Genomic DNA, 25,369 nt, shown 5'->3' on the forward strand with positions numbered 1-25,369 from the left:
TCGAGCTTAGCGGCGCGGTACTCTCCGCTGATGGACGCCCGCCCGTTGGGAACCGCGGACTGGGCGGACGAATGCGACGTGCTGGTGGCGGGGTCCGGTGGCGGCGGCGTGACCGGCGCGTACACCGCGGCGCGCGAGGGTCTCGACGTCGTGCTGGTCGAGGCCACGTCGAAATTCGGTGGCACCACCGCGTATTCCGGTGGGGGCGGCGTCTGGTTCCCGTGCAACCCGGTCCTGATGCGCGCCGGCAGCTGGGGCGGTATCGAAGACACCATCGAGGACGCGCTCACCTACTACCGCGCCGTCGTCGGCGACCGCACCCCGCGCGAACTGCAGGAGACCTTCGTCCGGGGCGGCGCGCCGCTGATCGAGTACCTGGAGGCCGACGCCAACCTGAAGTTCGTGCCGTTGCCCTGGCCCGACTACTACGGGACGGCCCCCAAGGCGCGCCTGGACGGTCAGCGCCACATCGCGGCCAAGCCGCTGGCGGTGGCCGCCGCCCCCGAGTTCCGCGAGGCGATCCGCGGGCCGCTGGACACCGACCGGCTCGGCGCCGAACCGCCGTCCGACTACTACCTGGGGGGTCGTGCCCTGATCGCCCGATTCCTCAAGGCGATCGGGCGGTACCCGTCGGCGTCGCTGCGGCTCGGCACCGCCCTGGTCGAGCTGGTGGTGGAGGAGGGCCGGGTGACGGGCGCGATCGTCGAGACCGCCGGCGAGCGTGCCGCGATCCGCGCCCGCCGCGGCGTGCTGCTGGCCGCCGGGGGCTTCGAGGCCAACGAGGAGTTGCGCCGGCGCTACGGCGTGCCCGGAACGTCGCGAGACACCATGGGCGGCCCGGGAAGTCGCGGCCTGGCGCTGCAGGCCGGCATCGCCGCGGGCGCCGACACCGACCTGCTGGACCAGGCCTGGTGGTCGCCGGGCATGATCCATCCCGACGGCCGGTCGGCGTTCGCGTTGTGGTTCACCGGCGGCATCTTCGTCAACCAGTCCGGCAATCGGTTCGTCAACGAGTCCCGGGCCTACGACCGCGCCGGCCGCGAGATCATCGCGCAGCTGCAGGACGGCTCGATGACGTTGCCCTACTGGATGATCTACGACGACAAGGAGGGTGAGGTGCCGCCGGTGAAGGCGGCCAATGTCGCCATCGTCGACACCGAGAAGTACGTCGCGGCCGGCCTGTGGCACACCGCGGACACCCTGGAGGAACTGGCCGCCAAGATCGGCGTGCCGGGCGAGCGGTTGGCGGCCACGGTCGCACGGTTCAACGGCTTCGCCGCCGCGGGCGTCGACGAGGACTTCGGCCGCGGCGACGAAGCCTTCGACCGCGCCTTCTCGGGGGCGCGTCGCCGCTGGTGCCGATCGACCGTCCGCCGTATCACGCCGCCGCGTTCGGCATCTCCGATCTGGGCACCAAGGGCGGGCTGCGCACCGACGCCGCGGCGCGGGTGCTCGACGCGGCCGGCAACCCCATCGCCGGCCTGTACGCGGCGGGCAACACGATGGCCGCGCCCAGCGGCACGGCCTATCCCGGCGGCGGCAACCCGATCGGAACCAGCATGCTGTTCAGCCATTTGGCCGTGCTGGACATGCGCGACCGCCGGCCCTGAGTTCTAGGCTGGGTGCGGTGATGCAACGAGATCAGCTCCGAACACCCTTGGACGAGAGCGCATTGCGCGCCGAGTTGATCGGCACCGGGCTGGGCTGGCGCAAGCTCGACGTCGTCGAGGAGACCGGCTCCACCAACGCCGACCTGCTGGCGCGCGCGGCGTCGGGCGACGACGTCGCCGGTGCCGTGCTGATCGCCGAGCACCAGACCGCCGGCCGGGGCCGGCACGGTCGCGGCTGGTCGGCCACGCCGCGGGCCCAGGTCACCATGTCGGTCGGGGTCAGCGTCGTCGACGTCCCGACCACCGGATGGGGCTGGCTGCCGCTGGCCACCGGGGTGGCGGTGGTCGACACCGTGACGCCGCTGCTGGCGGGGACGGGCGCACAGGCGGGCCTCAAGTGGCCCAACGACGTGCTGGCCGGCCCGCCCGAATCGCCGGGCAAACTGGCCGGCATCCTCGCCGAGGTGGCCAAGCCCGTCGTGGTTATCGGCCTGGGGCTCAACGTGACTCAGTCCGCCGACGAGATCGACGGTCCCGGCGCGACGTCGCTGCTCGACCTGGGCGTGGCCGCGCCCGACCGCACCCGACTGGTGTCGGCGTTGCTGCGGGAGCTGGGCCGGCGGATCGTGGCGTGGCGCGCCGCGCGGGGGCCGACTGGGCGCTGGCCGCCGACTACCGGGCGCGCAGCCTGACCCTGGGCACCCGGGTGCGGGCGCACCTGCCCGGCGGCAAGCAGGTCGACGGGACCGCGACCGCCATCGACGACCAGGGCCGGCTCTGCCTGGAGAGCGGGGGTCAGACGGTCGTCGTCGCGGCCGGCGACGTGGTGCATCTGCGCTAGCGATCGCCGCTGGTTGCCCGCGGAATGTGGCGCTGCACCGCTAAGGTCGGCGGGCATGGGCTACCCGGATAACGTTCTGGCCGCCGGCGAACACGTGATCGTGCATCGACACCCGCACTGGAAGCGGCTGATCTGGCCGGTGCTGGTCTTCATCCTGGTGACGGGGCTGGCCGCGTTCGGCTCCGGATACCTCAACTCGACGCACTTCGAGCAGCTCGCCAAGAACATCATCCACGGCGTCATCTGGGGCATCTGGCTGGTGATCGTGGGCTGGCTGACGCTGTGGCCGTTTCTGAGTTGGCTGACCACCCATTTCGTGGTGACCAACCGGCGGGTGATGTTCCGGCACGGGGTGGCCACACGCACCGGCATCGATATCCCGCTGGCCCGGATCAACAGCGTGGAATTCCGCGACCGCATCACCGAGCGGATGTTCCGCACCGGGACGCTGATCATCGAGTCGGCGTCACAAGATCCGTTGGAGTTCTACGACATTCCGCGGCTGCGCGAGGTGCACGCGCTGCTGTATCACGAAGTCTTCGACACCCTGGGTTCGGAGGAATCGCCGAGCTGAGTGAGCCGGCTGGCCCGGTTGCGCCAGGCGCGCAGCAGGGTGACGTTGTCGTTCTCGATCTCGTCTTCGAAGATCTCGGCGATGCCGCCGGCGGTGAGCGCGGATTCCAGCGCCTTCTCGGGGTCGCGCGCGAACTGGTCGGGGAACACCCAGCGCCGGAACGCCCAGAACCGGAACGCCATCTGCAGCAGGTTGCCGATGATGTAGGCCGAGATGAAGTCGGCGACGTTCTCCACCGCCAGTGACACCGTCGGCTCGCGCAGCTGCAGCACGTAGCTGGAGAACCACAGCGGCGCCATGGAGAGCAGCACCCCGACGCCGCTGAACGCGAAGAACAGCAGCGCCTCGTGGTGGCGCTCGCGCCCGCCGCGATTGCGGAAGCTCCATTCCCGGTTCAGCACGTAGGACGCGATGACGGCCACAATGCCGGCGATGACCTTGGCGGTCACCGGTTTGGGTTCGAGAATTGTCAGCTTCAGCGTGTAGAAAATCGCCGAGTCGATGACGAATGTGGTTCCGCCGACGATGGCGAATTTGATCAGTTCGTGGTGGCGTAGCAAATAGGGCTGCATAACCCGAGGCAGACGCGCGATCGTGGCTTCGGCGAAGGACACAACACGTCAGTCTACGGATGGACACAAATTCGACGCAAAATCGTACATAACAATTCGGTGTCGGCCCCGGTCAACACGCCTTTCGCGCCGGATTGTTTCGTCGTGACACCATGATGGCCGTGCCGAGTACACGCCCGCCAGGCGCAGCCCCAGCCGCAGCCCCCGAGCCGCCCCCCGCGCCGTCCCCGTCGTCGCAATGGTCGGGGGCGGCCAGCTCGCCCGGATGACCCACCAGGCGGCGATCGCGCTGGGGCAGTCGCTGCGCGTGCTGGCCACCGCCGCCGACGAGCCGGCCGCGCTGGTCGCGCCCGACACCGTCATCGGGTCGCACACCGATCTCGACGCCCTGCGCCGGGTGGCCGCCGGCGCCGACGTGTTGACCTTCGACCACGAACACGTGCCGAGCGAACTGCTGGAGAAGCTGGTCGCCGAGGGCGTCAACGTGGCGCCGCCGCCGCAGGCCCTGGTGCACGCGCAGGACAAGCTCGTGATGCGCCGCCGGCTGGAGGCCCTCGGCGTCCCGGTGCCGCGCTACGCCGAGATCCGCAGCGTCGACGAACTCGACGCCTTCGCGCGGCGCATCGCCGGGCCCGTGGTGGTCAAGGCGGTCCGCGGCGGCTACGACGGGCGCGGGGTGCGGATGGCGCGCGACCCGTCGCACGCCCGCGAGATCGCGACCGCCTTCCTGGCGGACGGCGTGCCGGTGATGGCCGAGGAGCAGGTGGACCTGCGCCGCGAACTGTCGGCGCTGGTGGCCCGGTCGCCGTTCGGGCAGGGCGCGGCGTGGCCGGTGGTCGAGACCGTGCAACGAGACGGGATCTGCGTGCAGGTGATCGCGCCCGCGCCGGAGCTGGCCGGCGAACTGGCCGCCGCCGCGCAGCAGCTGGCGTTGCGGCTGGCCGCCGAACTCGGTGTGGTCGGGGTGCTCGCGGTCGAGCTGTTCGAGACGGCCGCCGGCGAGCTGCTGGTCAACGAGCTGGCGATGCGGCCGCACAACTCGGGGCACTGGACCATGGACGGGTCGCGCACCAGCCAGTTCGAGCAGCACGTGCGCGCGGTGCTGGACTACCCGCTCGGCGACACCGACGCCATCGCGCCGGTGACGGTGATGGCCAACGTGCTGGGCGCTCCCGAGGTCCCGAAGATGAGCGTCGACGAGCGGATGCACCACCTCTTCGCGCGGATGCCCGACGCGCGCGTCCATCTCTACGGCAAGGAAGAACGTCCCGGCCGCAAGGTGGGACACATCAACTTCGCCGGCTACGGGCCGGCGAATCGGGAAAGCGTGGCGAAGCTGCGGGAACGCGCCGAGCTGGCGGCACACTGGTTGTCACACGGGCAGTGGACGGACGGATGGGATCCGCACGCCGGCGACGAGGCAGAGCGTAGCGATGAGGAGAAGCGGCATAAATGACCATGAGTAGCGATCAGCAGGCCAGGGTCGGGGTGATCATGGGCAGCGACAGCGACTGGTCGGTGATGCAGGATGCCGCCGCGGCGCTGGCCGAGTTCGACGTGCCGGCCGAGGTCCGGGTCGTCTCCGCGCACCGCACCCCGCAGGTGATGTTCGACTACGCGCGCGACGCGGCCGGGCGCGGCGTCGAGGTGATCATCGCCGGGGCCGGGGAGCCGCGCACCTGCCCGGGATGGTCGCGTCCGCGACGCCGCTGCCGGTGATCGGCGTGCCGGTGCCGCTGGCGCGCCTGGACGGACTGGACTCGCTGCTGTCGATCGTGCAGATGCCGGCCGGCGTCCCGGTGGCCACGGTCTCCATCGGGGGAGCCCGCAACGCCGGGCTGCTCGCGGTGCGCATCCTGGGGTCATCGGACCCGGAGCTGCGCGCCCGGATCGTCGACTTCCAGGACGAGCTGGCGCGCAGCGTGCGGGCCAAGGATGAGGCCCTGCAGCAGCGTCAGGGTAAAGTTACCGGCTAGTAGCCCGGCGACGAGGCGGGCCGCGCCCGCAGACAAGCCGGGCATGTCGGCAGAGTGCAAGAGGAGGCCGAGATGGCTGGATGGGCCGGAAACCCCGACTTCGATCTGTTCCAACTGCCCGAGGAACACCAGGAGTTGCGCGCCGCGATCCGCGCGCTGGCGGAGAAGGAGATCGCTCCGCACGCCGCCGACGTGGACGAGAACTCCCGCTTCCCCGAGGAGGCGCTGCAGGCGCTGAACTCGTCGGGGTTCAACGCCGTGCACGTGCCCGAGGAGTACGGCGGGCAGGGCGCGGACTCGGTGGCGGCGTGCATCGTGATCGAGGAGGTCGCGCGCGTCGACACCTCGGCGTCGCTGATCCCGGCGGTGAACAAGCTGGGCACCATGGGGCTGATCCTGCGCGGCTCCGACGAGCTGAAGAAGCAGGTGCTGCCGTCGATCGCGGACGGCACGGCGATGGCGTCCTACGCGCTTTCCGAGCGCGAGGCCGGCAGCGACGCGGCGTCCATGCGGACCCGGGCGAAGGCCGACGGGGACGACTGGATTCTCAACGGCGCCAAGTGCTGGATCACCAACGGCGGCAAGTCGAGCTGGTACACGGTGATGGCGGTGACCGATCCGGACAAGGGCGCCAGCGGCATCTCGTCGTTCATGGTGCACAAGGACGACGAGGGCTTCACCGTGGGGCCCAAGGAACGCAAGCTCGGCATCAAGGGCTCACCGACCACCGAGCTGTACTTCGAGAACTGCCGCATCCCGGGGGATCGGATCATCGGCGAGCCGGGCACCGGCTTCAAGACCGCGCTGGCGACCCTGGACCACACCCGGCCCACCATCGGGGCGCAGGCCGTCGGCATCGCGCAGGGCGCGTTGGACGCGGCCATCGCATACACCAAGGACCGCAAGCAGTTCGGCCGGCCGGTCAGCGACAACCAGGGTGTGCAGTTCATGCTGGCCGACATGGCCATGAAGGTCGAGTCCGCCCGGCTGATGGTGTACCACGCCGCGGCCCGCGCCGAGCGCGGCGAATCCCACCTGGGCTTCATCTCCGCGGCGTCCAAGTGCCTGGCCTCCGACGTCGCGATGGAAGTCACCACCGACGCGGTGCAGCTGTTCGGTGGGGCCGGCTACACCATCGACTTCCCCGTCGAGCGGATGATGCGCGACGCCAAGATCACTCAGATCTACGAGGGCACCAATCAGATTCAGCGCGTGGTGATGTCGCGGGCGCTGCTGCGCTGATCGTTTTCCGGCGGTTCGTTTAGAAATGCTAAGCGGCAACGAATACGATGTCCCACGGCAACCATTCGGGGCGGTAACGCCACACGTAGAGTCGGCGTCGGCGCGCCGGAGCTAACCAGGTCGGAGCGCCGTCACGCCACAGGTCTCACCGACGGCCAGGGGGTCATAGTGCACAACGCGATGTCCCCTGCGCGGCGCCGGTCGACCGGGATCTGATGCCCGTGCAAGGACCAGTCACCCCGACGGCGAGTTGGCAGTCGATGTCGTTGCTGTTGGTCGAGGACGACCGTGCCGACGCGGTGCTGGTGGAAGACCTGATCACCGATGCGGTCACCGACATCCGGGTGGTGTGGGCGAAGTCGATGGCGCACGCCGAACGCGAACTGGAGTCCGCCCGGCCCGACTGCGTGCTGCTGGACCTCCACCTGCCCGACGCCAGCGGGATCGACGCATTGAACCGCATCGCCAACCTCGATGCGACCGTGCCGATCGTGGTGCTGACCGGACTGAACGACGAATACTTCGGGGCCTCGGCGGTGGCCGCCGGCGCCCAGGACTATCTGGTCAAGGGCCGGGTCGAGCCGGAGATGCTGCGCCGCGCGCTGCTGTACGCCATCGAACGCAAGCGCGCCGAACTCATCGCCGCCGACCTGCACGCCACCCGGCTGCGCGCCCGGGAGAACGCGCTGCTGGAACGCGGCCTGCTGCCCTCGCCGCTGCTGCTGGACAACCCGGGCGTCGACATCGTCGCCCGGTACCGGCCGAGCCGCGAAGACGCGCTGTTGTGCGGTGACTTCTACGACGTCGTCCAGACACCCGATCGGGTCGTGCACGTGCTGATCGGCGACGTCGCCGGGCACGGCCCGCACGAGGCCGCGCTGGGTGCGGCGTTGCGGATCGCGTTCCGCGCGCTGACCTTTGCCGGCGTGCACGGCGTCGAACTGATGCGCCAGCTCGAACGGGTCCTGCATTCGGAACGTACCGACACCGGTGTCTTCGCGACCGTGCTCAGCCTGGAGATCTCGCCCGACAGCCCGCGCGTCAGCGTCATCCGCGCCGGCCACCCGCCGATGTTGGTGCAGGCCGGCGGGACCGTGGAGTGGCTCGAGCCGGCGGGCGGCCCGGCGCTGGGCCTGCGCGCCGGCGACTGGCCGTCCGAAGAGCTACAGCTGCCCGCCGGGCATGCCCTGCTGTTGCTGACCGACGGACTCTTCGAGGGCTATTCGGGCGAGGGCGCCCAACGGCTGGGCGAGGACGGCCTGCTCGCCCTGGCCCGCGCGCACGCGGAGCGGCCCGGCCCCGCGTTCGTCGACGCGCTGATCAACGGTGCCCAGGAACTCGCCCAGCCCCGCGGCGGTTTGACCGACGACATCGCCGTCCTGCGTATCGAGAGGACGACCGCGTGATCCCATCGCGTCCGCTTCGGCTCACGGAGCTCACCGTGCGGGGATGGCTGGCGTTGCTGCTGTGGGTCATGGGCGCCACCGTGCTCGTCGGGGCGTTGGTCGGCGCCGTGTTGCTGCACCGCACCGACGAGGTGTCGCGCCAGATGGCCCAGAACATCCAGCCGGCGCGCGTCGCCGCGGCGCGCCTGCAGGCGGCGCTGCGCGATCAGGAGACGGGCATGCGTGGCTACCTGATCTCCGCCGACCGGCAGTTCCTCGCGCCGTATTACGACGGGCAGCGCGCCGAACAGGCTGCGGCCGAAGAGATCCGGCGTCTGGTGGGCGGGCGCCCCGAGCTGATCGCCGATCTGGACGCGGTGGAGGCGGCCGCCGCGGACTGGCGGACGAACTATGCCGAGCCGCTGATTTCCAACGTGTCTCCCAAGACGCCGAGCTACATCAGCACCAGCACGGCCGACACCGGCAAGAGCAAATTCGACCGCCTCCGTGAGCTTTTCGACACGCAGAACGCGCACCTCACGGTGGCCAGCGCCGCCGCCACCGACGAACTCGACGAGATCAACGGCTGGCGTGACTGGGTGCTGGGCGCCACGGTGTTCATCGTGATCGGTACCGCCGTGCTGCTGGGGCTGCTCAGCCGCGCCGCGATCACCCGGCCGATCGCGGCCCTGGCGGCGTCCTGCCGCAGCATCACCCAGGGCAACTTCGAGGAGACGATCTCACCTCCGCGGCGGCCCAAAGACATTCGCAAGATGGCGATCGACGTGGAGAACATGCGCAAGCGCATCGTCGACGAGCTCGAGGTGTCGCGGTCGGCGCAGACGCAGCTGGACGAACAGGCCGCCGAATTGCGGCGGTCCAACACCGAACTCGAGCAGTTCGCCTACGTCGCATCGCACGATCTGCAGGAACCGCTGCGCAAGGTCGCGTCCTTCTGCCAGCTACTGGAAAAGCGCTACGGCGACCAGCTCGACGAGCGCGGCATCGAATACATCGGCTTCGCGGTCGACGGCGCCAAGCGGATGCAGGCGCTGATCAACGACTTGCTCACCTTCTCAAGGGTCGGCCGGCTGGGTACCACGGAGACCGAGGTGCAGCTCGACGCGACGCTCGACGCGGGCCTGGCGAACCTGGCCACCGCGATCGAGGAAACCGAGGCGCAGATCGTGCGCCCGGAGCAGCCGCTACCGCAGATCATCGGGGACCCGATGCTGCTGACGATGCTGTGGCAAAACCTGATCGGCAACGCGATCAAGTTCCGGCACAAGGATCGTCGGCCCCGGGTGGTCATCGAATGCGCGCCCGGCGCCGATGACGGCGAATGGCTGCTGAGCGTGGCCGACAACGGCATCGGCATCCCGGAGGAATTCTCCGACAAGGTCTTCGTGATCTTCCAGCGGCTGCACGGCCGCGACGTGTACGCCGGAACCGGAGTCGGCCTGGCGCTGGTCAAGAAGATCATCGAGCATCACGGCGGCACCGTCTGGATCGACACGTCCTACACCGATGGGACCCGATTCGAATTCACCCTGCCCGGTCCCAGACCCGTCGACGAAGCAGACTCGGTCGCTTTGGAAGGAGCGCATCAATGACCACACCGGAAGGCAGGGCGATCGATATCCTGCTCGTCGAGGACGACCCGGGTGACGAGCTGATCACCCGAGAAGCGTTCGAGCACAACAAGCTCAAGAACAGGCTGCACGTCGCGCACGACGGGGAGGAGGGCCTCGACTACCTCTACCGGCGCGGGAAGTTCGCCGACGCGCCGCGGCCCGACCTGATCCTGCTCGACCTGAACCTGCCCAAATACGACGGTCGCCAGCTGCTGGAGAAGATCAAGTCCGACCCCGACCTGGCTCGCATCCCGGTCGTGGTGCTCACCACCTCCTCGGCCGAGGAAGACATCCTCAAGAGCTACAAGCTGCACGCGAATGCCTACGTCACCAAACCCGTTGACCTGGACCAGTTCATGAAGGCCGTTCGGCAGATCGACGAGTTCTTCGTTCAGGTGGTGCGGCTGCCGGGTGCCGGGGCCTAGCGGCGCGAGGTGCGCGCGGACAGCCAGGTGATCAGCCGTCCGAGCAGGATCAGCAGCAGCAGGAACACGATGAGCAAGAAGGCGGCGTCGTAGGACAGGTTCTGGGCCGTCTTCGACGGCAGGTTGTAGAACGTCCAGATCGGATAGGTCAGGTAACCGACCTGCGAGTGGGTGAGTTGGCCCGTCGGAAGGGAATTCGACCATCCCGCCGTGTACAGCATCGGCGCCGTCTCGCCCACCACCAACGCGATCGCCAGCAGGATGCCGGTGACGATGCCCGGAATGGCCGACTTCAGAACGATCTTGCGCAGGGTCCACGTCACCGGCAGCCCGAGCGCCTCCGCCCCCTCCCGATAGGCCGTGGGCACCTGCGCAAGCGCCGATTCGGTGGCCTTGGCGATGTACGGGATGCTCAGGACCGACAGGGTCAACACCCCGGCGGCCAGTGAAAATCCCCAGTCGAAAACCACCACCAGCGCGAGGTAGCCGACGTAGCCGAGGACGATGGACGGGATGCCGGCCAGCACCTCGTAGGCGCCACGCAGGATGGAACGCCTTCTGCCCGTTGCGAATTCGGAAAGGTAGATCCCGGTCAACACGCTGATGGTGCCGCCCACCAGCATGACTCCGACGCACAGGACGACGGTTCCGGCGATCGCGTTGCGCAGGCCGCCGCCGTTGCCCTGGGTGTCCTGCACCAGCACGCTGAAATGAAACACCGGCAACGCGCGGGCCAGGATTCCGATCAGCATCCACAACGTCGGGCCGACCACCGCCGCCAAGCAGCAGAAGCAGGTCGCCCAGAAGAGCCCGTTGACGGTTCTGCGCCGGACGCGTACCGACCGGGTCATGTCAGACCCCCGTCCCACCGGCAGCGCTCTGCCGGACTCCCGGCGCACCAGCAGGCGCGCGGCGATGTTCGTCAGCAACGTGATCAGCATCAGCACCAGGGAAACCTCCGCCAGCGTTTTCACCGCGAAGTTGGTGGAGTCGGTCATCGCCGAATCCAGTTGGGAGACAACGGTGGCGGCGATGGTGGTCATGGTCGAGTAGATGTTGGCCGGCATCGCGCCCAACTCCGCGCCGGACACCATGGCGACGGCCATCGTCTCTCCCAGCGCGCGTCCCAGTCCCAGCACCACCGCGCCGACGATGCCGCTCGACACCCACGGCAGCGTGATCCGGCGCGCGCACTCCCAATCGGACATTCCCAGCGCGGTCGCGCCCTCGCGGGGCAGCGCCGGAACCGCGCGGAACAGGTCGCGAGAGGTGCTGGCGATGATGGGGATGATCATCACCGCCAGCACCAGGCCGGACACCAGCATGCCTTCGCCGTTGCCGGTGTTGCCGCGAAAGTAGTTCAGCACCGGCACGTCTGGCGCGTTGCGGGCGATCACCGGTGCGATGTGGTGCGCGACGAACGGTCCGAAGGTCATTGCGCCCCAAAGCCCGACGACGACGCTGGGAATGCCGGCCAGTAGCTCGAGGACCATGCCGACGGCCCAGGCGAGACGCTTCGGCAGTTTCTCCACGATCGCGAACGCCGCTCCGACGGATACCGGCACCGCGATGACCAACGCGATCAAAGAGCTCGCCAGGGTGCCGACGATCAGCGGCAACGCCCCGTAGGAGACGCCGACGGGATGCGAGACACCTTGGGTGACAACGGTTTCGCCATACAGGTTGCCGGGGTTCCATTCCGTGCCGGTCAAGAAGTGCAGCCCGTTGACCTTGATCGCGCCCACCGCCTCGATCACGAGCGTGGCCAGCACGAACGCCAGCGCGAGCAGCGGGATCACCGCGCTTATCCCGCCGGCCCACCGCATGATGAGTCCGGCGCGGCTGGCGCTGCGGATGCGGTCCCGCACGCGCACCAAGGCGGCCTTGCGGCCGGACGGCCGGGCGTGCACGGAGGTCGTCACCGTGCCCACTTAGCCGTTGATTTGGGCGATCTGGGCGTCGGACAGCTTCACCAGCGACGGCGGCAGCGGCTGGAAGTGCACCGCGTTCAGGAACGAGGGGTTGCTCCCGTCGGTCACCGCCCAGTGCAGGAACGCCTGTAGCGTCTGTGCCGTCGCGGCGTCCTTCTGGCTGTTGTAGACCACGGCGTACTCGTAGTAGACGATCGGGTAGCCGTCCGCGGCGGGGCCGTTGACCAGTGAGATCGCCTGGTTCGCCGGGGTTTGCGGGGCGAAGCCGGTGGCCTCGGCCGCAACGCTTTGGGCGTCGGGCAGCAGATACTTCCCGGAGGCATTGCCCAATTGGGCTACGCCCAGTCCCTTTTGGGTAGCCTCGTCGAGGTAGCTGCTGCCGATGTAGGCGACGCAGCCGGGGGTGTCGGCGCAGCCGGTCACCATGCCGCCCGCGCCGTTCTCACCCAGGGCGCCGGGTACCGCGGGGAAGTCGACGGTGGTGCCGAAGCCGGGCGACTTGCCCCATCCGTCGGGGTCCTGCTTGGACAGGTACTGGGTGAACACGAAGGTGTCGCCGGCGCCGTCGGAACGATGCAGGGGGACCACCGGAGTTGCCGGCAGGTTCACCCCGGGGTTGAGGGCGGCGATCTGCGGGTCGTTCCACGTTTTGATCTGACCCCGGTACATGGCGCCCAGCACTTTGCCGTTCAGCTGCAGGTGCTCGGTGACTCCCGGCAGGTTGTAGTTGACCTGCTCGGCGGAGATGGCCAGGGCGATGTTCATCAGCCCCTTGTGCTTGGCCATGTCGCCGTTGGACAGGTAGGCGCCCGAGGCGCCGATGTCGACGGCCCGCGCGGCGGCCTGGGAGATTCCCGCGCCCGACCCGGTGGCACCCGTGGTGATGGTCACGTTCGGGTATTTCGAGTGATATGCCGAAACCCACTGATTCATCAGCGGATACAGCTCGGTGGCGCCGGTCTCCGTCAGCGCGATGTTGGTCGTCGCGGGCGCAGTCGCGGGGGTGCTGGAGGCGCCGGAGTTCGATTGCCCGCCCGGCTTGTTCGAACCGCAGCCGGCCGCGACCAGCACCAGCGGAACGGTGGCACAAAGAGCCAGCAGGATTTGCAGACGATTTTTCATGGTCTTGCCCTTCTCCTGTTTTCGCTGTCCGCCCTAGGGGGCGCTGTCGGCCCCGACGACGACGCCGAGGAGCCTGCGGTCGCCGAACAGTCCGGAGACGTATCGGACGGTTTCCGCATGCTTCGGTGACAGGAATAGCTGTTCGGTGGGGCCCTCCTCGACCAGCCTGCCGTCGAAGAACAGAGCGGTCCGATCACCGATCCGCGCGGCCTGGGCGAGGTCATGGGTCACGATGACCACGGTCAACCGGCCGGCCAGTGACCGGATGAGGTCCTCGATCTTCTCGGTCGTCGACGGGTCCAGGGAGGAGGTGGGCTCGTCGAGCAGCAGCACTTCCGGGTTCACCGCGAGCGTGCGGGCCAGGCACAACAACTGCTGCTGACCGCCCGAGAGCCGGAACGGTGAATCGCCGAGCCGGTCCTTGACCGCGTCCCACAGGCCCACCTCGGTGAGCCGGGCCTCGGCAACGTCGCCGAATTCCTTGCGCGGCACCAACTTATGGGCGCGCACACCCGAAAGCACATTGTCGCTGATGGACATGGGGAACGGGTTGGGACGCTGGAACAGCATGCCGACCCTGCGCCGAAACTCCATCAGGTCGCGTTCTTTGAAGATGCTGCGCCCGCCCAGCAGGACGTCGCCGCTGTGGCGGTAGCCGGAGACCTTGTCGTTCATCCGGTTCATGGAGCGCAGGAACGTCGTCTTTCCGGAGCCCGTCGGGCCCAGCAAAGAAGTGACCGCGCGCGGCGGAAAGCTCAGGGATACCTCTTCGAGCACGGTTTTGGCCCCGAAACCCAGCGTGAGGTGCACCGCTTCCATCGCCGGAGCAGCGACATCGACGTCCACCGCGCCGGGTTCGGCGTCCAGCTGTGCACGGTTCATCTGCAGCCGATGCTACTGGCGCCACACATCCGCGGGCGGGCGCCGTTCAGACTCTGTCCATCTTCCAAGGCGTTGCTCAGACAGCGCTCAGCTCTACAAATTTTCTACATCTACCTTTGTATATTCAGGTGGTGTTCACCTTTTGGCGCCCGAGCGCGGGTCCGAGACCGCGGTCTGGTGGCAAAGTGAATATTGGTACGGAGAATCTTCAGAGGAGTTCCGTGAGATTCAACCGATCAGGAGCGGCGTTGAGCCTGCTGAGCGCGGGCGCGCTGGTGTTGTCGGGGTGCGGCGGCGGTTCCGGCGCCTCGCAGTCGGCGGTGCAGTGCGGCGGCAAGAAGTTGCTGCACGCCAGCGGCGCGACCGCGCAAGAGAACGCGATGGCGCAGTTCGTCTACGCCTACGTCCGGTCCTGCCCGGGTTACACGCTGGACTACAACGCGAACGGCTCCGGCAAGGGCGTGGAGGACTTCGTCAGCAACGTGACGGACCTGGCGGGCTCCGGCGTGGCGCTGGACCCGTCGAAAGGCGAGCCGGAACGGGCCACGGCCCGGTGCGGCTCACCGGCCTGGGACCTGCCTGCGGTGTTCGAGCCGATCGCGGTCACCTACAACCTCAGCGGCGTCAGTCCGCTCAAACTCGACGCACCGACTTTGGCAAAGATTTTCAACGGCGGCATCACCAAGTGGGACGACCCGGCCATCAAGGCGCTCAATGGCGCCACCAACCTGCCGTCGGTGCCCATTCACGTCATCTACCGCAGCGACAAGTCCGCGAACTCCGCCAACTTCCAGCAGTATCTGGATGCCGCATCCAACGGCGCCTGGGGCAAGGGCGATGGCGAGAAGTTCAACGGCGGCGTCGGCGACGGAGCCGCCGGAGACGAGGGCTCGTCCGGAGCGGTGCAGAGCACTGACGGTTCGATCACCTACAACGAGTGGTCGTTCGCGGTGGGCAAACAGTTGAGCATGGCCCAGATCATCACCTCGGCGGGCCCGGATCCGGTGTCGATCACCACCGACTCGGTCGGCAAGACGATTGCGGGGGCCACCTTCAAGGGGCAGGGCAACGACTTGGTGTTGGACACCTCGTCGTTCTACAAGCCGACGCAGTCGGGCGCGTACCCGATCGTGGAGCCGACGTACGAGATCGTCTGCTCGAAGTACCCGGATTCCGCGACCGGCCAGGCGGTAAAGGCCTTCATGCAGGCCGCCATCGGGCCGGGCCAGGACGGCCTGGACCAGTACGGTTCCATCCCGCTGCCCGCCTCGTTCAAGGCGAAGCTGTCGACGGCGGTCAACGCGATTTCCTGACGAGATGCGATGTCGTGACGAGATGAAAGGGGCTCGACGGTGACCGATAACGGGCCGGCCCCGCGGGTCGGGTCCTGGTTCGGGCCGTACCGGTTGGTGCGGCTGCTGCGCCAGGGCGGCATGGGTGAGGTGTATGAGGCCGAGGACTCCCGCAAGCGCCGCATGGTGGCCCTGAAGTTGATCTCGCCGGAGTTCTCGGCCAATGCGGAGTTCCGCGCCCGGCTACAGCGCGAGGCCGATATCGCCGGGCGGCTGACCGAGCCGCACGTGGTGCCGATCCACGATTACGGCGAGATCGACGGGCGGTTCTACGTCGACATGCGCCTCGTCGACGGCGTCGACCTGGCGACGCTGTTGCGCCGCGACGGGCCGCTGGCCCCGCCGCGCGCGATCGCCATCATCAGCCAGGTGGCCGCGGCGCTGGACGCGGCGCACGCCGCCGGGGTGACGCACCGCGACGTCACACCGGGCAATATTCTGGTCACCCCCAGCGACTTCGCCTACCTGGCCGATTTCGGCATCGCGCGGGGCGCGAGCGATCCGGGGCTGACCCAGGTCGGGACCGCGATAGGCACGTACTACTACATGGCCCCGGAACGCTTCACCGAAGACGAGGTCACCCACAGCGTCGACATCTATTCGCTGGCATGCGTTTTGACCGAGTGCCTGACCGGTTCGCCGCCCTACCGGGCCGAGACCATCGAGCGGCTGATCGCCGCGCACCTGACGAAGACCGCCGCGCCGCCCAGCCAGTTGCGGCCCGGCGCGTTTCCTCCCGCCCTGGACCAGGTGATCGCCAAGGGCATGGCCAAGAACCCCGCCGAGCGCTACCGCACGGCGGGCGAATTCGCCGCGGCGGCCCACCAGGCGCTGACCACGTCCGAGCAGCGCAAGGCCGCCACGATTCTGCGCGAGGGGGAAAGCGCGGCCGTGGGCTCGGGTGCCATCGATCCACGCCTGACGCGCGATTCGCCGGCCCTGTCCCCGAGCGCCGAGACCATGGCGGGACCGCTGCCCGCAGCGGCGAACAGCGCGAACAGAAGCGACCGGTCCGGCCCTGGGCCGTCGCTGATCCGCGCCGCACCAACGACTTCCGGCCGCGTTTACGGGCCCGGCCCGGACTTCGGGCGGCCCGCGGTGCCGGCCGACAACAAACGAAGGCAGTGGATCCTCGTCGGCGCCATCGCTGCGGTGGCCCTCGTCGCTTTCGTCATGGCGGTCATCGGTTACATGTCGACGGGCTCGTCGCCGTCGAAGGAGGCGAGCGGTCAAAGTGTGCTGCCGTTCAACGGCATTGACTTCCGTCTGTCGCCGGGCGGGGTGGCGCTGAACAAGGCGGGCGACGTGTTCGTCACCAACCAGGGCATGTACGGGCGGGTGGTGGAGTTACCGGCCGGGGCGAGCACGCCGACGGTGCTGCCGTTCACCGGTCTTTATCAGCCCCAGGGCCTGGCGGTGGACAGCGCCGGCGCGGTGTACGTCGCGGATTTCAACAACCGGGTGGTGAAGTTGGCGGCGGGGTCGAACAACCAGGCCGTGCTCCCGTTCACCGGCCTCAGTTACCCGGAGGGTGTCGCGGTGGATCCTCAGGGCGGCGTCTACGTCGCCGACCGGGGCAACAGCCGGGTGGTGAAGTTGGCGCCGGGGTCCAGCGCTCAGACGGTGCTGCCGTTCGCCGATCTGAAAAACCCCGACGGTGTGGCGGTGGATACCGCCGGCAATGTCTACGTCGCCGACACCGACAACAACCGGGTGCTGGAGTTGCCCGCCGGGGCGACCGCCCAGACGGTGCTGCCGTTCACCGGGATCTCCGTTCCGTGGGGTATCGCGGTGGACAGCTCGGGCAGCGTATACGTCACCGAACACGACACCAGCCGGGTGCTCAAACTGCCCGCCGGGTCCAACACCCCGACCGAGCTGAAGTTCGACGGGCTGAACACCCCGTTGGCGGTGACGGTCGACAAGGACCAGAACGTCTACGTCGCCGACCGCGGCAACGACCGGGTGGTCAAGCTGACGCCGTGAGGCCTACGACGCGGGCTGCGGCGCGCCCAGATACTCCTCGGTGTGCTGGCCCAGGGCGGGCGGGGGCTCGGCGGCCGCGGCGTCAAAGCTGGAATACCTTGCCGGAGTGCGGATCACGGTGACCTCATCGGCGCCCTCGCCGACCGGCAGGGCCAGCTCGTTCTCGGCGAACAGCGCGGTGCCGACCACCTGCTTCCAGGTGTAGGCGTGGCAGGCCATCAGGCCGCCCTCCTGCAGCAACCGCACCCATTCGCCGGCGGTCTTGGCGGCCAAAGCCTTCTCGAGCTCCTCGGTCAGCTCCGGGTAGTTCAGCGCCCGCGCGCGCTGGTCGATGAACCGCTCGTCGTCGCGCATGTCGGGGCGGCCGATGATCTCGCACAGCTTGTCCCAGTGCTTGGGTACATACGCGCTGATCACCAGGTAGCCGTCGGCGGCCTTGAAGGCGTCCGACGGTTGGGTGGCGAACCCAACACCCTTGCGCTTCTTGGCTTTTGGTGCCGCGTCCGGCTTCGGCGCCTCGCTCGGTTTGTTCAGGTGGATGGTCAGCTGGCTGGCCTGCAGGCTGACCGCGACGTCGTACATGGCGACCCGCACGACATCGGCCACCCCGTGGCGCTCGCGGTTGAGCAGCGCGGCCAGCACGGCCTGGGCCAGCACGTGACCGCTGGCGGCGTCGACGAGCTGGAACGGGATGATCTGGGGTTTGCCGGTGGGCGTGGGCATTCCGGTGGTCATGCCCGACTCGGCGGCGACCATCAGGTCGACGCCCGGCCGGCTGCCCTCCGGCCCGTTGCCGCCGTAGGCGGACAGCCGCGCGTAGATGAGTTTGGGGTTGCGGGCCTGCAGCTCGTCGGGGCCCAGGCCCATGCGTTCCATCACCCCGGGCCGAAACCCTTCCAGCACAACGTCGGCCGTATCGACCAGCCGCAGGATCTGCTGCTTGGCCTCGTCGCTGCGCAGGTCGGCCATCACCGACTTCTTACCCCGGTTGTGGGGGAGGAACAGGGTGGCCAGCGGCGGGCGCCCGGGCAGCACCGCGGTGATGTGCCGGGCCGCCTCGCCGACGGGCGCCTCGATTTTGATCACCTCGGCACCCAGGTCGGCCAGCACCTGACCGGCCATCGGCCCGGCGATGTTCTGGGTGAAGTCCAGCACCCGGAAACCGTCAAGTGGCTTGGCGGGCTTGCTGTTTGGCTTGCTGTCGGGCACGGTGTTCGCCTTCCTAAGAGCCTGACCGGTGCAGCACCGCGGTGCAGTAGTAATTCTGCGCGAAGGGCGCGCCGGGATCGGTCGACTGCAGCGGCAGGCCGTTGTTGGCCAGCATCTGGTTCAGCGGGGTGCGGACCGGCTGCCAGCCCCGCTGCTGCAGGTAGGTCGCCACGTCGTTGCGCTCGCCGGGGAAGCCGAGCTCGCCCAGGGCGATGTCGAGGCCGCCCTGCCGCCACTTCTCGCTCGCGGCATTCAGGGCGTCGCCGCTGACCCCGGTGTTCGCGAAGACCTCGACCACCAGCTGACTGCCGTCGGCGGACAGCGCGGTGACGTTGTCCAACAACCGATCCTGGGCCTCGGGCGGCAGGAAGCCGACCAGGCCCTCGGCCGCCCAGGCGGCGGGCCGCCCGGTGTCCAAGCCGGCCTGCCGCAGCGCCGACGGCCAATCGTGGCGCAGGTCGATCGGAACGTCGCGCACCTCGGCGGTGGGCTGGGCGCCGAGCTGCGCCAAGGTGGCGGCCTTGAACTGCAGAACCTGCGGCTGGTCGATCTCGAACACCGTGGTGCCCGGCGCCCACGGCAGCCGGTAGGCGCGCGCGTCCAGGCCGGAAGCCAGGATGACCACCTGGTCGATGCCCGCCGCGCCCGCCTCGGCGAAGAACGCGTCGATGTAGCGGGTGCGGGCGGCCAGCATGTCGGTCATGCGCTGCATGCCCCACGGGGCGCCCGGCTCGTCGACGTCGGCGGAGGCGAGCTCGCCGGCGGCCCACCGGGTCATGAAGTCGACGCCGACCGCGCGCACCAGCGGTTCGGCGAACCGATCGTCGATCAGCCCGTCCAGGGTGGCCCGGGCTCGCCCGGCGGCCACCATGGTGGCGGTCGCTCCCACGCTGGTCGCCAGGTCCCAGGTGTCGTCGTCGGTGCGCGCCATGGCGGAAATCCCTTCGGGTCTACTGGTTAGCCACAATAACTACCCGCGCCGGGCGCCCCGGCGCGAGGTGCGACACAGATCGGTCACGGCCGGGCGTTGCGGCGGCGGGCCCCGCCGCGGCGCCGCTAGCCTCGCGCCATGACCACTTCGGTTGCCATCACGCAGGAGTGCCGGGGCAGCGCCGCGCACGACGCCGACTGGCGGCGCGGCGCCGGGTGGGCGCGGCGGCTGGCCTGGGTGAGCCTGGCCGTGGTGCTCGTCGAGGGCGTCGTCGGGCTGTGGCAGGGATTCGCGGTCGGCTCGGTCGCCCTGACCGGGTGGGCCCTGGGCGGCGCGTCGGAGGCGCTGGCCAGCGCCATGGTGGTGTGGCGGTTCAGCGGGGCGCGCGCCTTCTCCGCCACCGCCGAGCGGCGCGCGCAACGCGGCGTCGCGGTGTCGTTCTGGCTGACCGCGCCGTACATCGCCGCCGAATCCGTGCACGACCTGATAGGTGGACGCCACGCCGAGACATCGGTGATCGGCATCGGGCTGACCGCCCTCGCGCTGGTGCTCATGCCGGTACTGGGCCGGGCCAACCACCGGTTGGGCACCCGGTTGGGGTCGGAGGCCACCGAGGCCGAGGGGATCCAGAACTACCTGTGCGCCGCCCAGGCCGCCGGGGTGTTGGCCGGACTCGCGATGACGACGCTGTGGTCCGGCGCGTGGTGGATCGACCCGGCCGTCGGGCTGGCCATCGCCGGCGTCGCGGTCTGGCAGGGCGTGCGCGCCTGGCGCGGCGAGGATTGCGGCTGTTGACTTTTCAGCCGGCGCGCTCGCCGTTCGCCGCCCCGCGCGGCGCGTCCAGCCGGTAGCGGATCAGCCGCGAGCTGTTGGCCACCACCGCCACCGAGGACGCGTTATGCAGGATCGCGGCCAGCACGGGGGACAGCGCCCCGCCCGCGCCGATGATCAGCCCGGCGGCGTTGACGGCGATGGACATGCCGTAGTTCTCCTGGATGACGTCGACCGCGCGGGCACCCAGGTCGCGCACGTCGAGCAGCCGGTGCAGGTCGTCGTTGGCCAGCGCCACGTCGGCGGTCTCGACGGCGACGTCGGTTCCGGCCAGCCCCATCGCGATCCCGATGTCGGCGGCGGCCAGCGCGGGCGCGTCGTTGATGCCGTCGCCGACCATGCCGACGGTGTAGCCCTCGTCCTGCAGATCGCGCACCGCCGCGAGCTTGTCCTCCGGCATCACCTCGGCGCGCCATTCGTCGATCCCGAGCTCGCCCGCGACCACCTCGGCGATGTCCGGGTGGTCGCCGGTGAGCATGACGATGCGACGAATGCCGTTGGCGCGCAGCTTGTTCAGCACCTCGGCGGCCTCGGGGCGCACCTCGTCGCGCAGGCTGATCAAGCCCACCAGCTTCCCGTCGACGGCGAGCAGCAACGGGGTCTCGGCCTGGCGGCGCAGCCGGTCCACCCACTCCGACGCCTTCTTGGACACCCGCACGTTTTCGGCGCGCAGCAGCCCGGGGCTGCCCAGCAGCAGGGTCCGGCCGTCGGCCCAGGTCCGCATGCCCAGGCCCACCAAGACCTCGCACTCCTCGTGCGGCGGGATGGTGATGTGGCGTTCCTCGGTGGACCGGATCACCGCCTCGGCCAGCGGGTGGCGGGAATGGATCTCCGAGCTGGCCGCATACGCCAGCACCTGCTCGGGTTGCCAGTCCTTGTGCAGCGCAATGATATTGGTGACCACCGGGCGCCCGACGGTCAGCGTGCCGGTCTTGTCGAACACGATCGCGTCCACCCGGCCGGCCTGCTCGAGATGCGAGCCGCCCTTGATCAGGATGCCGCGGCGCGCGCCGTTGCCGATCGCCGCGCTGATCGCGGTCGGGGTGGCCAGGCCCACCGCGCACGGGCAGGCGATCAGCAGCATGGTCATCGCGCGGCGGACGTCACCGGTGACCGCCAGCGTGATGGCCGAGACGATGAACGACGTGGGAACGAAACGGCGGGAGAAGTTTTCGCCGACGGTCTGGATGGGCGCCCGGTCGTGCTGGGCCTCCTCGACCCGGGTGATGATGCGGCCGATGGTGGTCTGGTTGCCGACGGCGCGGGCGCGCACCACCAGGCGTCCGCGCACCACCACCGAGCCGGCGTGCACGTGCGCGCCGACCACCACGCTGACGGGCAGGTTCTCCCCGGTGATCGCGGACTGGTTGACGATCGCCTCGCCGTCGACCACCTCGCCGTCGACCGGGATGGCGACGTGGTCGTGGACCACCACCTCGTCGCCGATCTGCACGGTGTCGATCGGCACCTGAACCTCGGTGCCTGCCTCAGGACCGTCGGTGAGCCGGATCCAGGCCGTGTCCTGGCTGCCGCGCAGCAGTTCGGAGATGGCGCGGCGGGTCCGCCGCAACGTCAGATCCTGAAGGTACTCACCGATATTGAGCAACCACAGCACGGTGAGCGCGACGACGTTCTCGCGCAGCACCAGGCTCGCCACCGTGGCCGCCGACACCAGCGCGTCGGTGCCGGCCCTGCCGGAACGCAACGAGCGCAGCGCGCCGCGCAGGAAGGGGTAGCCGGTGAAGACGGTGACGCCGGTGGCGAACAGCCGGCCGCTGGGTCCCAGCAGCGGCGGGCGGGCGAACACGTAGCGGCGCACCCCGAGCAGGGCCAGCGCGGCGCCGCCGATGACCATGCGCAGCACGTCGGCGTTGCGGATCTCCGAGGAGTGCGGCGCGCGGGCCGGGATCAGTTCGGCGGCGACGTGCAAGGCGTCGCCGATGGCGGCCAGCACCGCGGAGAGGTCGCAGCGCCGCGGCGAGTACCAGACGACGACCGATCCGGTGCGCGGGTAGGCGTGCACCACGCGCACGCCCTCGCACTTGGCGACGGCCTCTTCGACCGCCACGGCGCGCCGGGAGTTGGCGCGCACCCAGTCGACGGCGACCCGCATGCGTCCGGCCGCATCCGAAATGACTTGCAGCGCGGGGTCTTCGGTGCGCGCCTCGTCTGCGATGTCGGGGACTAGGGCGAGGTCCATATCGCTTCGATCAGTGGTCGTGGTCGTGGGTGTCGGCGATCGACGGCGTGGGCGCCTCCTCGCCGATGCGCTCGCGGGCCTCGGCCATGACGTCGGCGAGCCGCAGCCGCGCCGACTCGGCGGCCTCTTCGGCCTTGCGGGTGCCGCGCAGCCCGAGCTCGGCGCCCTTGACCGCGGTCTCGTGCAGCGGCGCCTTGGCCACGGCCTTGCGCACCACCTCGTAGGCCGTCACTCCGACCAACCCGGTGACCACCGTGCCTGCCGCCTTCGCCAGGAGCCCGTACACCGCCATTGCCGCAACCTTCCTATCGTCTGAAGCGTTCAGCCCATGCTTGCACGACGTTAACATCGAAATATAGCGATATCAATATGTATCGGGGGGGCGACGTGGCGTCCGCCAGGCCCGCGGGGCCCCTACAGCACCCGGGTGACTTTTTCGGTCGCGATGCGGCGCTCTTGTGCGGCCGGATCGGCGTTGGCCACCTGAACCAGCGAGCCGCCGACGACCAGGATCGCCAGCAGGCCGTCCACCAATTCGGCGGGCCCCGACCACGACGCGCCGGACAGCACCCGGTCGCTCGACGTCAAACCCCTTGCGGCGGCTGAACTTTGACAATCGGCCAACACCTCGTCGGCCGATCGCCCGCCCAGCGCCGGTCCCGGGCTCGGTTCGGGCAAGATCTGATCGCCGTGCACCCGCACCGCGGTGGCGTAGTCGGTCACGCCGATCGGCAGGTCGGATGCCGGGCGGCCGAACGGATCCAGGGACAGCACCGCCACCTCGCCCCCCGATGCCGCCTCGTCGGCCTCGTCCAGGCGCGCGGCCGTGCACAGCGCGAGGTCGGCGGGGCCCGCCAGCACCGCCTCGGCGCCGATCCACCACACCCCGAACAGCACCGCCGCCGTCTGCCAGTGCGCGGGCAGCAGGATGCCCACCCGGCTGCCCGGTCCGGCGCCCAGCTCGTCGCGCAGCAGGTTGCCCGTCTTGGCGGCCCAGTTGGCCAGCGTCACGCCGGACAGTTCGATGCGTTCGCCGGTCGCGTCGTCGTAGTAGGTGATGCGCGGGCCGACCGGATCGGCCCGCAGCATCGGATCGAGGATGGCCCCGCTCAGCGTGCTCAGTTGATGCACTCCGGCTTGTCGGAGCCCGCGGTCAGAATCGGCGAGGGGGCCGGGACCCTGGGGTCGGCGGTCACCGCTCCGGCGGTGGACACCTTGGCGGGCATGATCTCGGCGCTGCCGGACAGGCCCGAGCCCGGACCGCTGTAGTCGTTGGCCAGCACCACCCGCACCGCACCCGGCGCCAGCGAGGCGTCGGCGACCACCGGCAACCCACCCAACTCCTTGGAAACCTCCTTGGCCCCCAGGTCGTCGCTCTTGGCGGCGCGCACCTGGCTGGCCTTGACGTGCCCGCTCTCGTTGTTGCCCACCGTACCCGTGGCAAAGCCCTTGGCGCTCAACACGTCTGACACGGCCGAGGCCAGGCCGTTGATGTCGGTGTCGTTGACCACGCTGGCCGTGGTCTTCGCGGGGGTGTAGGCGATCTCCTCGGTCTTGCCCTGCTCCTGGTCGTGCAGCAGGCCGGCCACCCAGTCGGCGACCTGATGCGGGTCCAGCCGCACCACGCTCTGCATGCCGTCGTCGCTCCAGCCGGCGCCGTCGAGCACCGGGATGGTGGCGAAGGCGACGTTGCCGCCGGCCAGCTTCTGCATCTGCTGCACGAAATCCATCACGTCCCAACCGGCGGAGATCACCACCGAGCGCTGGACGGCGGCCTCCAGCCGCTTGACCGTGGTGGGACTGGACAGCGTCTGGCCGGAGATCACCCGGTGGGCCAGCGAGGCCATCACCACCTGCTGGCGCACCACGCGGTCCAGGTCGCCGCGCGGCAGCTCGTGGCGTTGCCGCACGAAGCTGAGCGCCTCGGGCCCGTTGAGCCGCTGCGGGCCGGCCGGGAAGTCGGCACCCGACAGCGGTTCGAACACCGGCTCCTTGAGGCACACGTCGACACCGCCGAGGGCGTCGGTGATCAGCGAGAAGCCGAGCAGGCCGATCTCGGCGTAGTGGTCGACGGTGACGCCGGTGAGGTCGGCGACGGTCTTGATCAGCGCCTCGCGGCCGGCCTCGGTGCCCTGGGCCGCGGCCTCGGTGGCGGAGGCGCCGGCCTTGACCAGGGCGGTGCGCTTGGCCTCCCGGGTCTGGCCGTAGACGCCGTTGATCTTGGTCTTGCCCAACCCCGGGGCGGCGACGTAGGAGTCGCGCGGGATGGAGATCGCGGTGGCCGACTTCCCGTTGTTGGGGATGCGGATCAGGATGATCGTGTCGGTGTTGGTGGCTTCCTCGTCGCCGGCCCTCAGCGTGTCCAGCTCCTCCTGCGACAGCGGGTTGCCGTGCGCATCGGTGCGGCTGTCCAGCCCCACCAGCAGGATGTCGATGGCGCCGTCGTCGCCGCCTTTGCCCAGCGAGGGCGCGGACATGTGGAAGATGCCGTCTTCGAACGATCGGACATTGCTCCACGCGATCCCGGTGCCGAGGACGACCGCGAGCGTCAGCGCGGTGGCAATCACACGAACCACATGTTGCACAGGCATCCCACTACATTACTTGCGACACAGTGGCTTCACGGGTAGCGAAGCCCCGCGTGCCCCGGGCTTGGCCCGTCGTTT

At 69.4% G+C, this 25,369-nt stretch carries 19 protein-coding genes and 4 pseudogenes; 12 read left to right on the forward strand and 11 right to left on the reverse strand.

The window, feature by feature from the left end:
* Window positions 1-30: 30 nt before the first annotated feature.
* The 3 genes and pseudogenes from B9D87_RS24500 to B9D87_RS24510 all read left to right on the forward strand — a co-directional run bounded on the left by B9D87_RS24500 (window position 31) and on the right by B9D87_RS24510 (window position 3,025).
* A pseudogene (locus B9D87_RS24500) lies at window positions 31-1,610 on the forward strand (FAD-binding protein).
* Window positions 1,611-1,627: 17 nt separating this feature from the next.
* Window positions 1,628-2,451: pseudogene (locus B9D87_RS24505) on the forward strand (biotin--[acetyl-CoA-carboxylase] ligase).
* A 55-nt stretch (window positions 2,452-2,506) separates the two neighbouring features.
* A complete protein-coding gene (locus tag B9D87_RS24510; protein ID WP_007773212.1) occupies window positions 2,507-3,025 on the forward strand; it encodes a PH domain-containing protein in 519 nt (172 codons plus the stop codon).
* On the opposite strand, the gene B9D87_RS24515 is transcribed toward B9D87_RS24510, so the two are convergent.
* A complete protein-coding gene (locus B9D87_RS24515; RefSeq protein WP_007773211.1) occupies window positions 2,980-3,639 on the reverse strand; it encodes a GtrA family protein in 660 nt (219 codons plus the stop codon). The two genes, B9D87_RS24510 and B9D87_RS24515, sit on opposite strands and share 46 nt — an antisense overlap.
* Before the next feature lie 196 nt (window positions 3,640-3,835).
* On the opposite strand from B9D87_RS24515, the gene B9D87_RS24520 reads away from it, so the two are divergent.
* The 6 genes and pseudogenes from B9D87_RS24520 to B9D87_RS24545 all read left to right on the forward strand — a co-directional run bounded on the left by B9D87_RS24520 (window position 3,836) and on the right by B9D87_RS24545 (window position 10,259).
* Window positions 3,836-5,053, forward strand: coding sequence for a 5-(carboxyamino)imidazole ribonucleotide synthase (locus B9D87_RS24520; RefSeq protein WP_007773210.1), 1,218 nt, complete (start codon window positions 3,836-3,838; stop codon window positions 5,051-5,053).
* Between the two features lie 2 nt (window positions 5,054-5,055).
* A pseudogene (purE, locus tag B9D87_RS24525) lies at window positions 5,056-5,573 on the forward strand (5-(carboxyamino)imidazole ribonucleotide mutase).
* A 72-nt stretch (window positions 5,574-5,645) separates the two neighbouring features.
* On the forward strand, window positions 5,646-6,815 hold the full coding sequence (locus B9D87_RS24530) for an acyl-CoA dehydrogenase (RefSeq protein ID WP_007773208.1): 1,170 nt from the start codon (window positions 5,646-5,648) through the stop codon (window positions 6,813-6,815).
* 260 nt (window positions 6,816-7,075) lie between these two features.
* Window positions 7,076-8,221, forward strand: coding sequence for a PP2C family protein-serine/threonine phosphatase (locus tag B9D87_RS24535; protein ID WP_007773207.1), 1,146 nt, complete (start codon window positions 7,076-7,078; stop codon window positions 8,219-8,221).
* Window positions 8,218-9,813, forward strand: coding sequence for a sensor histidine kinase (locus B9D87_RS24540; protein ID WP_007773206.1), 1,596 nt, complete (start codon window positions 8,218-8,220; stop codon window positions 9,811-9,813). The genes B9D87_RS24535 and B9D87_RS24540 overlap by 4 nt, the downstream gene beginning before the upstream one ends.
* The gene (locus B9D87_RS24545; RefSeq protein WP_007773205.1) at window positions 9,810-10,259 is read left to right on the forward strand and encodes a response regulator; all 450 of its coding nucleotides are present in this window, start codon (window positions 9,810-9,812) and stop codon (window positions 10,257-10,259) included. Before B9D87_RS24540 ends, B9D87_RS24545 begins: the two co-directional genes overlap by 4 nt.
* Here B9D87_RS24545 and pstA read toward each other — a convergent pair.
* The 4 genes and pseudogenes from pstA to B9D87_RS24560 form a co-directional block, all read right to left on the reverse strand.
* Entirely contained in the window at window positions 10,256-11,110 is an 855-nt protein-coding gene (pstA, locus tag B9D87_RS26630; RefSeq protein WP_007773204.1) for a phosphate ABC transporter permease PstA, read from the reverse strand. The two genes, B9D87_RS24545 and pstA, sit on opposite strands and share 4 nt — an antisense overlap.
* A 6-nt stretch (window positions 11,111-11,116) precedes the next feature.
* Window positions 11,117-12,085 (reverse strand): annotated as a pseudogene (pstC, locus tag B9D87_RS26635) (phosphate ABC transporter permease subunit PstC); the annotation flags it as partial.
* A 105-nt stretch (window positions 12,086-12,190) separates the two neighbouring features.
* Entirely contained in the window at window positions 12,191-13,312 is a 1,122-nt protein-coding gene (gene pstS, locus B9D87_RS24555; RefSeq protein ID WP_007773199.1) for a phosphate ABC transporter substrate-binding protein PstS, read from the reverse strand.
* Between the two features lie 33 nt (window positions 13,313-13,345).
* A complete protein-coding gene (locus B9D87_RS24560) occupies window positions 13,346-14,194 on the reverse strand; it encodes an ATP-binding cassette domain-containing protein (protein WP_007773197.1) in 849 nt (282 codons plus the stop codon).
* Between the two features lie 221 nt (window positions 14,195-14,415).
* Between B9D87_RS24560 and pstS (B9D87_RS24565) the strand changes: the two genes are divergently transcribed.
* Both pstS (B9D87_RS24565) and B9D87_RS24570 read left to right on the forward strand, forming a co-directional pair.
* A complete protein-coding gene (gene pstS, locus B9D87_RS24565) occupies window positions 14,416-15,507 on the forward strand; it encodes a phosphate ABC transporter substrate-binding protein PstS (protein ID WP_007773196.1) in 1,092 nt (363 codons plus the stop codon).
* Window positions 15,508-15,546: 39 nt separating this feature from the next.
* The gene (locus tag B9D87_RS24570; RefSeq protein ID WP_007773195.1) at window positions 15,547-17,532 is read left to right on the forward strand and encodes a serine/threonine-protein kinase PknD; all 1,986 of its coding nucleotides are present in this window, start codon (window positions 15,547-15,549) and stop codon (window positions 17,530-17,532) included.
* 3 nt (window positions 17,533-17,535) lie between these two features.
* On the opposite strand, the gene B9D87_RS24575 is transcribed toward B9D87_RS24570, so the two are convergent.
* Both B9D87_RS24575 and B9D87_RS24580 read right to left on the reverse strand, forming a co-directional pair.
* Complete coding sequence (locus B9D87_RS24575) at window positions 17,536-18,741, reverse strand: CoA transferase (protein WP_007773194.1); 1,206 nt, start codon at window positions 18,739-18,741, stop codon at window positions 17,536-17,538.
* Between the two features lie 13 nt (window positions 18,742-18,754).
* Window positions 18,755-19,672, reverse strand: coding sequence for a class I SAM-dependent methyltransferase (locus B9D87_RS24580; RefSeq protein ID WP_007773193.1), 918 nt, complete (start codon window positions 19,670-19,672; stop codon window positions 18,755-18,757).
* Between the two features lie 138 nt (window positions 19,673-19,810).
* Between B9D87_RS24580 and B9D87_RS24585 the strand changes: the two genes are divergently transcribed.
* Window positions 19,811-20,467 carry a cation efflux transmembrane domain-containing protein gene (locus B9D87_RS24585; protein ID WP_007773192.1) on the forward strand — a complete coding sequence of 219 codons (657 nt, stop codon included), beginning with the start codon at window positions 19,811-19,813 and terminating at the stop codon, window positions 20,465-20,467.
* Window positions 20,468-20,471: 4 nt separating this feature from the next.
* Here B9D87_RS24585 and ctpC read toward each other — a convergent pair whose 3' ends face one another.
* The 4 genes from ctpC to B9D87_RS24605 form a co-directional block, all read right to left on the reverse strand.
* Window positions 20,472-22,703, reverse strand: a complete 2,232-nt coding sequence (gene ctpC / locus B9D87_RS24590) for a manganese-exporting P-type ATPase CtpC (RefSeq protein ID WP_007773191.1) — start codon at window positions 22,701-22,703, stop codon at window positions 20,472-20,474.
* A 10-nt stretch (window positions 22,704-22,713) separates the two neighbouring features.
* On the reverse strand, window positions 22,714-22,995 hold the full coding sequence (locus B9D87_RS24595; RefSeq protein ID WP_007773190.1) for a DUF1490 family protein: 282 nt from the start codon (window positions 22,993-22,995) through the stop codon (window positions 22,714-22,716).
* 122 nt (window positions 22,996-23,117) lie between these two features.
* Window positions 23,118-23,834 (reverse strand): TIGR03089 family protein, encoded by a 717-nt coding sequence (locus tag B9D87_RS24600; RefSeq protein WP_202950009.1) that lies wholly within the window; start codon window positions 23,832-23,834, stop codon window positions 23,118-23,120.
* The gene (locus tag B9D87_RS24605) at window positions 23,822-25,294 is read right to left on the reverse strand and encodes an LCP family protein (protein WP_040630941.1); all 1,473 of its coding nucleotides are present in this window, start codon (window positions 25,292-25,294) and stop codon (window positions 23,822-23,824) included. The genes B9D87_RS24600 and B9D87_RS24605 overlap by 13 nt, the downstream gene beginning before the upstream one ends.
* Window positions 25,295-25,369 lie beyond the last annotated feature (75 nt).

The sequence above is a fragment of the Mycobacterium colombiense CECT 3035 genome (assembly GCF_002105755.1).
GTDB lineage: Bacteria > Actinomycetota > Actinomycetes > Mycobacteriales > Mycobacteriaceae > Mycobacterium > Mycobacterium colombiense.

What these genes read in the sequence shown, in the direction of transcription:
- B9D87_RS24510 (WP_007773212.1), top strand. Translation starts at nt 2,507, where the DNA reads ATGGGCTACCCGGATAACGTTCTGGCCGCCGGCGAACACGTGATCGTG.
- B9D87_RS24520 (WP_007773210.1), top strand. Translation starts at nt 3,836, where the DNA reads ATGGTCGGGGGCGGCCAGCTCGCCCGGATGACCCACCAGGCGGCGATC.
- B9D87_RS24530 (WP_007773208.1), top strand. Translation starts at nt 5,646, where the DNA reads ATGGCTGGATGGGCCGGAAACCCCGACTTCGATCTGTTCCAACTGCCC.
- B9D87_RS24535 (WP_007773207.1), top strand. Translation starts at nt 7,076, where the DNA reads ATGTCGTTGCTGTTGGTCGAGGACGACCGTGCCGACGCGGTGCTGGTG.
- B9D87_RS24545 (WP_007773205.1), top strand. Translation starts at nt 9,810, where the DNA reads ATGACCACACCGGAAGGCAGGGCGATCGATATCCTGCTCGTCGAGGAC.
- pstA (WP_007773204.1), bottom strand. Translation starts at nt 11,110, where the DNA reads ATGACCCGGTCGGTACGCGTCCGGCGCAGAACCGTCAACGGGCTCTTC.
- pstS (WP_007773199.1), bottom strand. Translation starts at nt 13,312, where the DNA reads ATGAAAAATCGTCTGCAAATCCTGCTGGCTCTTTGTGCCACCGTTCCG.
- B9D87_RS24560 (WP_007773197.1), bottom strand. Translation starts at nt 14,194, where the DNA reads ATGAACCGTGCACAGCTGGACGCCGAACCCGGCGCGGTGGACGTCGAT.
- B9D87_RS24580 (WP_007773193.1), bottom strand. Translation starts at nt 19,672, where the DNA reads ATGGCGCGCACCGACGACGACACCTGGGACCTGGCGACCAGCGTGGGA.
- B9D87_RS24585 (WP_007773192.1), top strand. Translation starts at nt 19,811, where the DNA reads ATGACCACTTCGGTTGCCATCACGCAGGAGTGCCGGGGCAGCGCCGCG.
- ctpC (WP_007773191.1), bottom strand. Translation starts at nt 22,703, where the DNA reads ATGGACCTCGCCCTAGTCCCCGACATCGCAGACGAGGCGCGCACCGAA.
- B9D87_RS24595 (WP_007773190.1), bottom strand. Translation starts at nt 22,995, where the DNA reads ATGGCGGTGTACGGGCTCCTGGCGAAGGCGGCAGGCACGGTGGTCACC.
- B9D87_RS24605 (WP_040630941.1), bottom strand. Translation starts at nt 25,294, where the DNA reads ATGCCTGTGCAACATGTGGTTCGTGTGATTGCCACCGCGCTGACGCTC.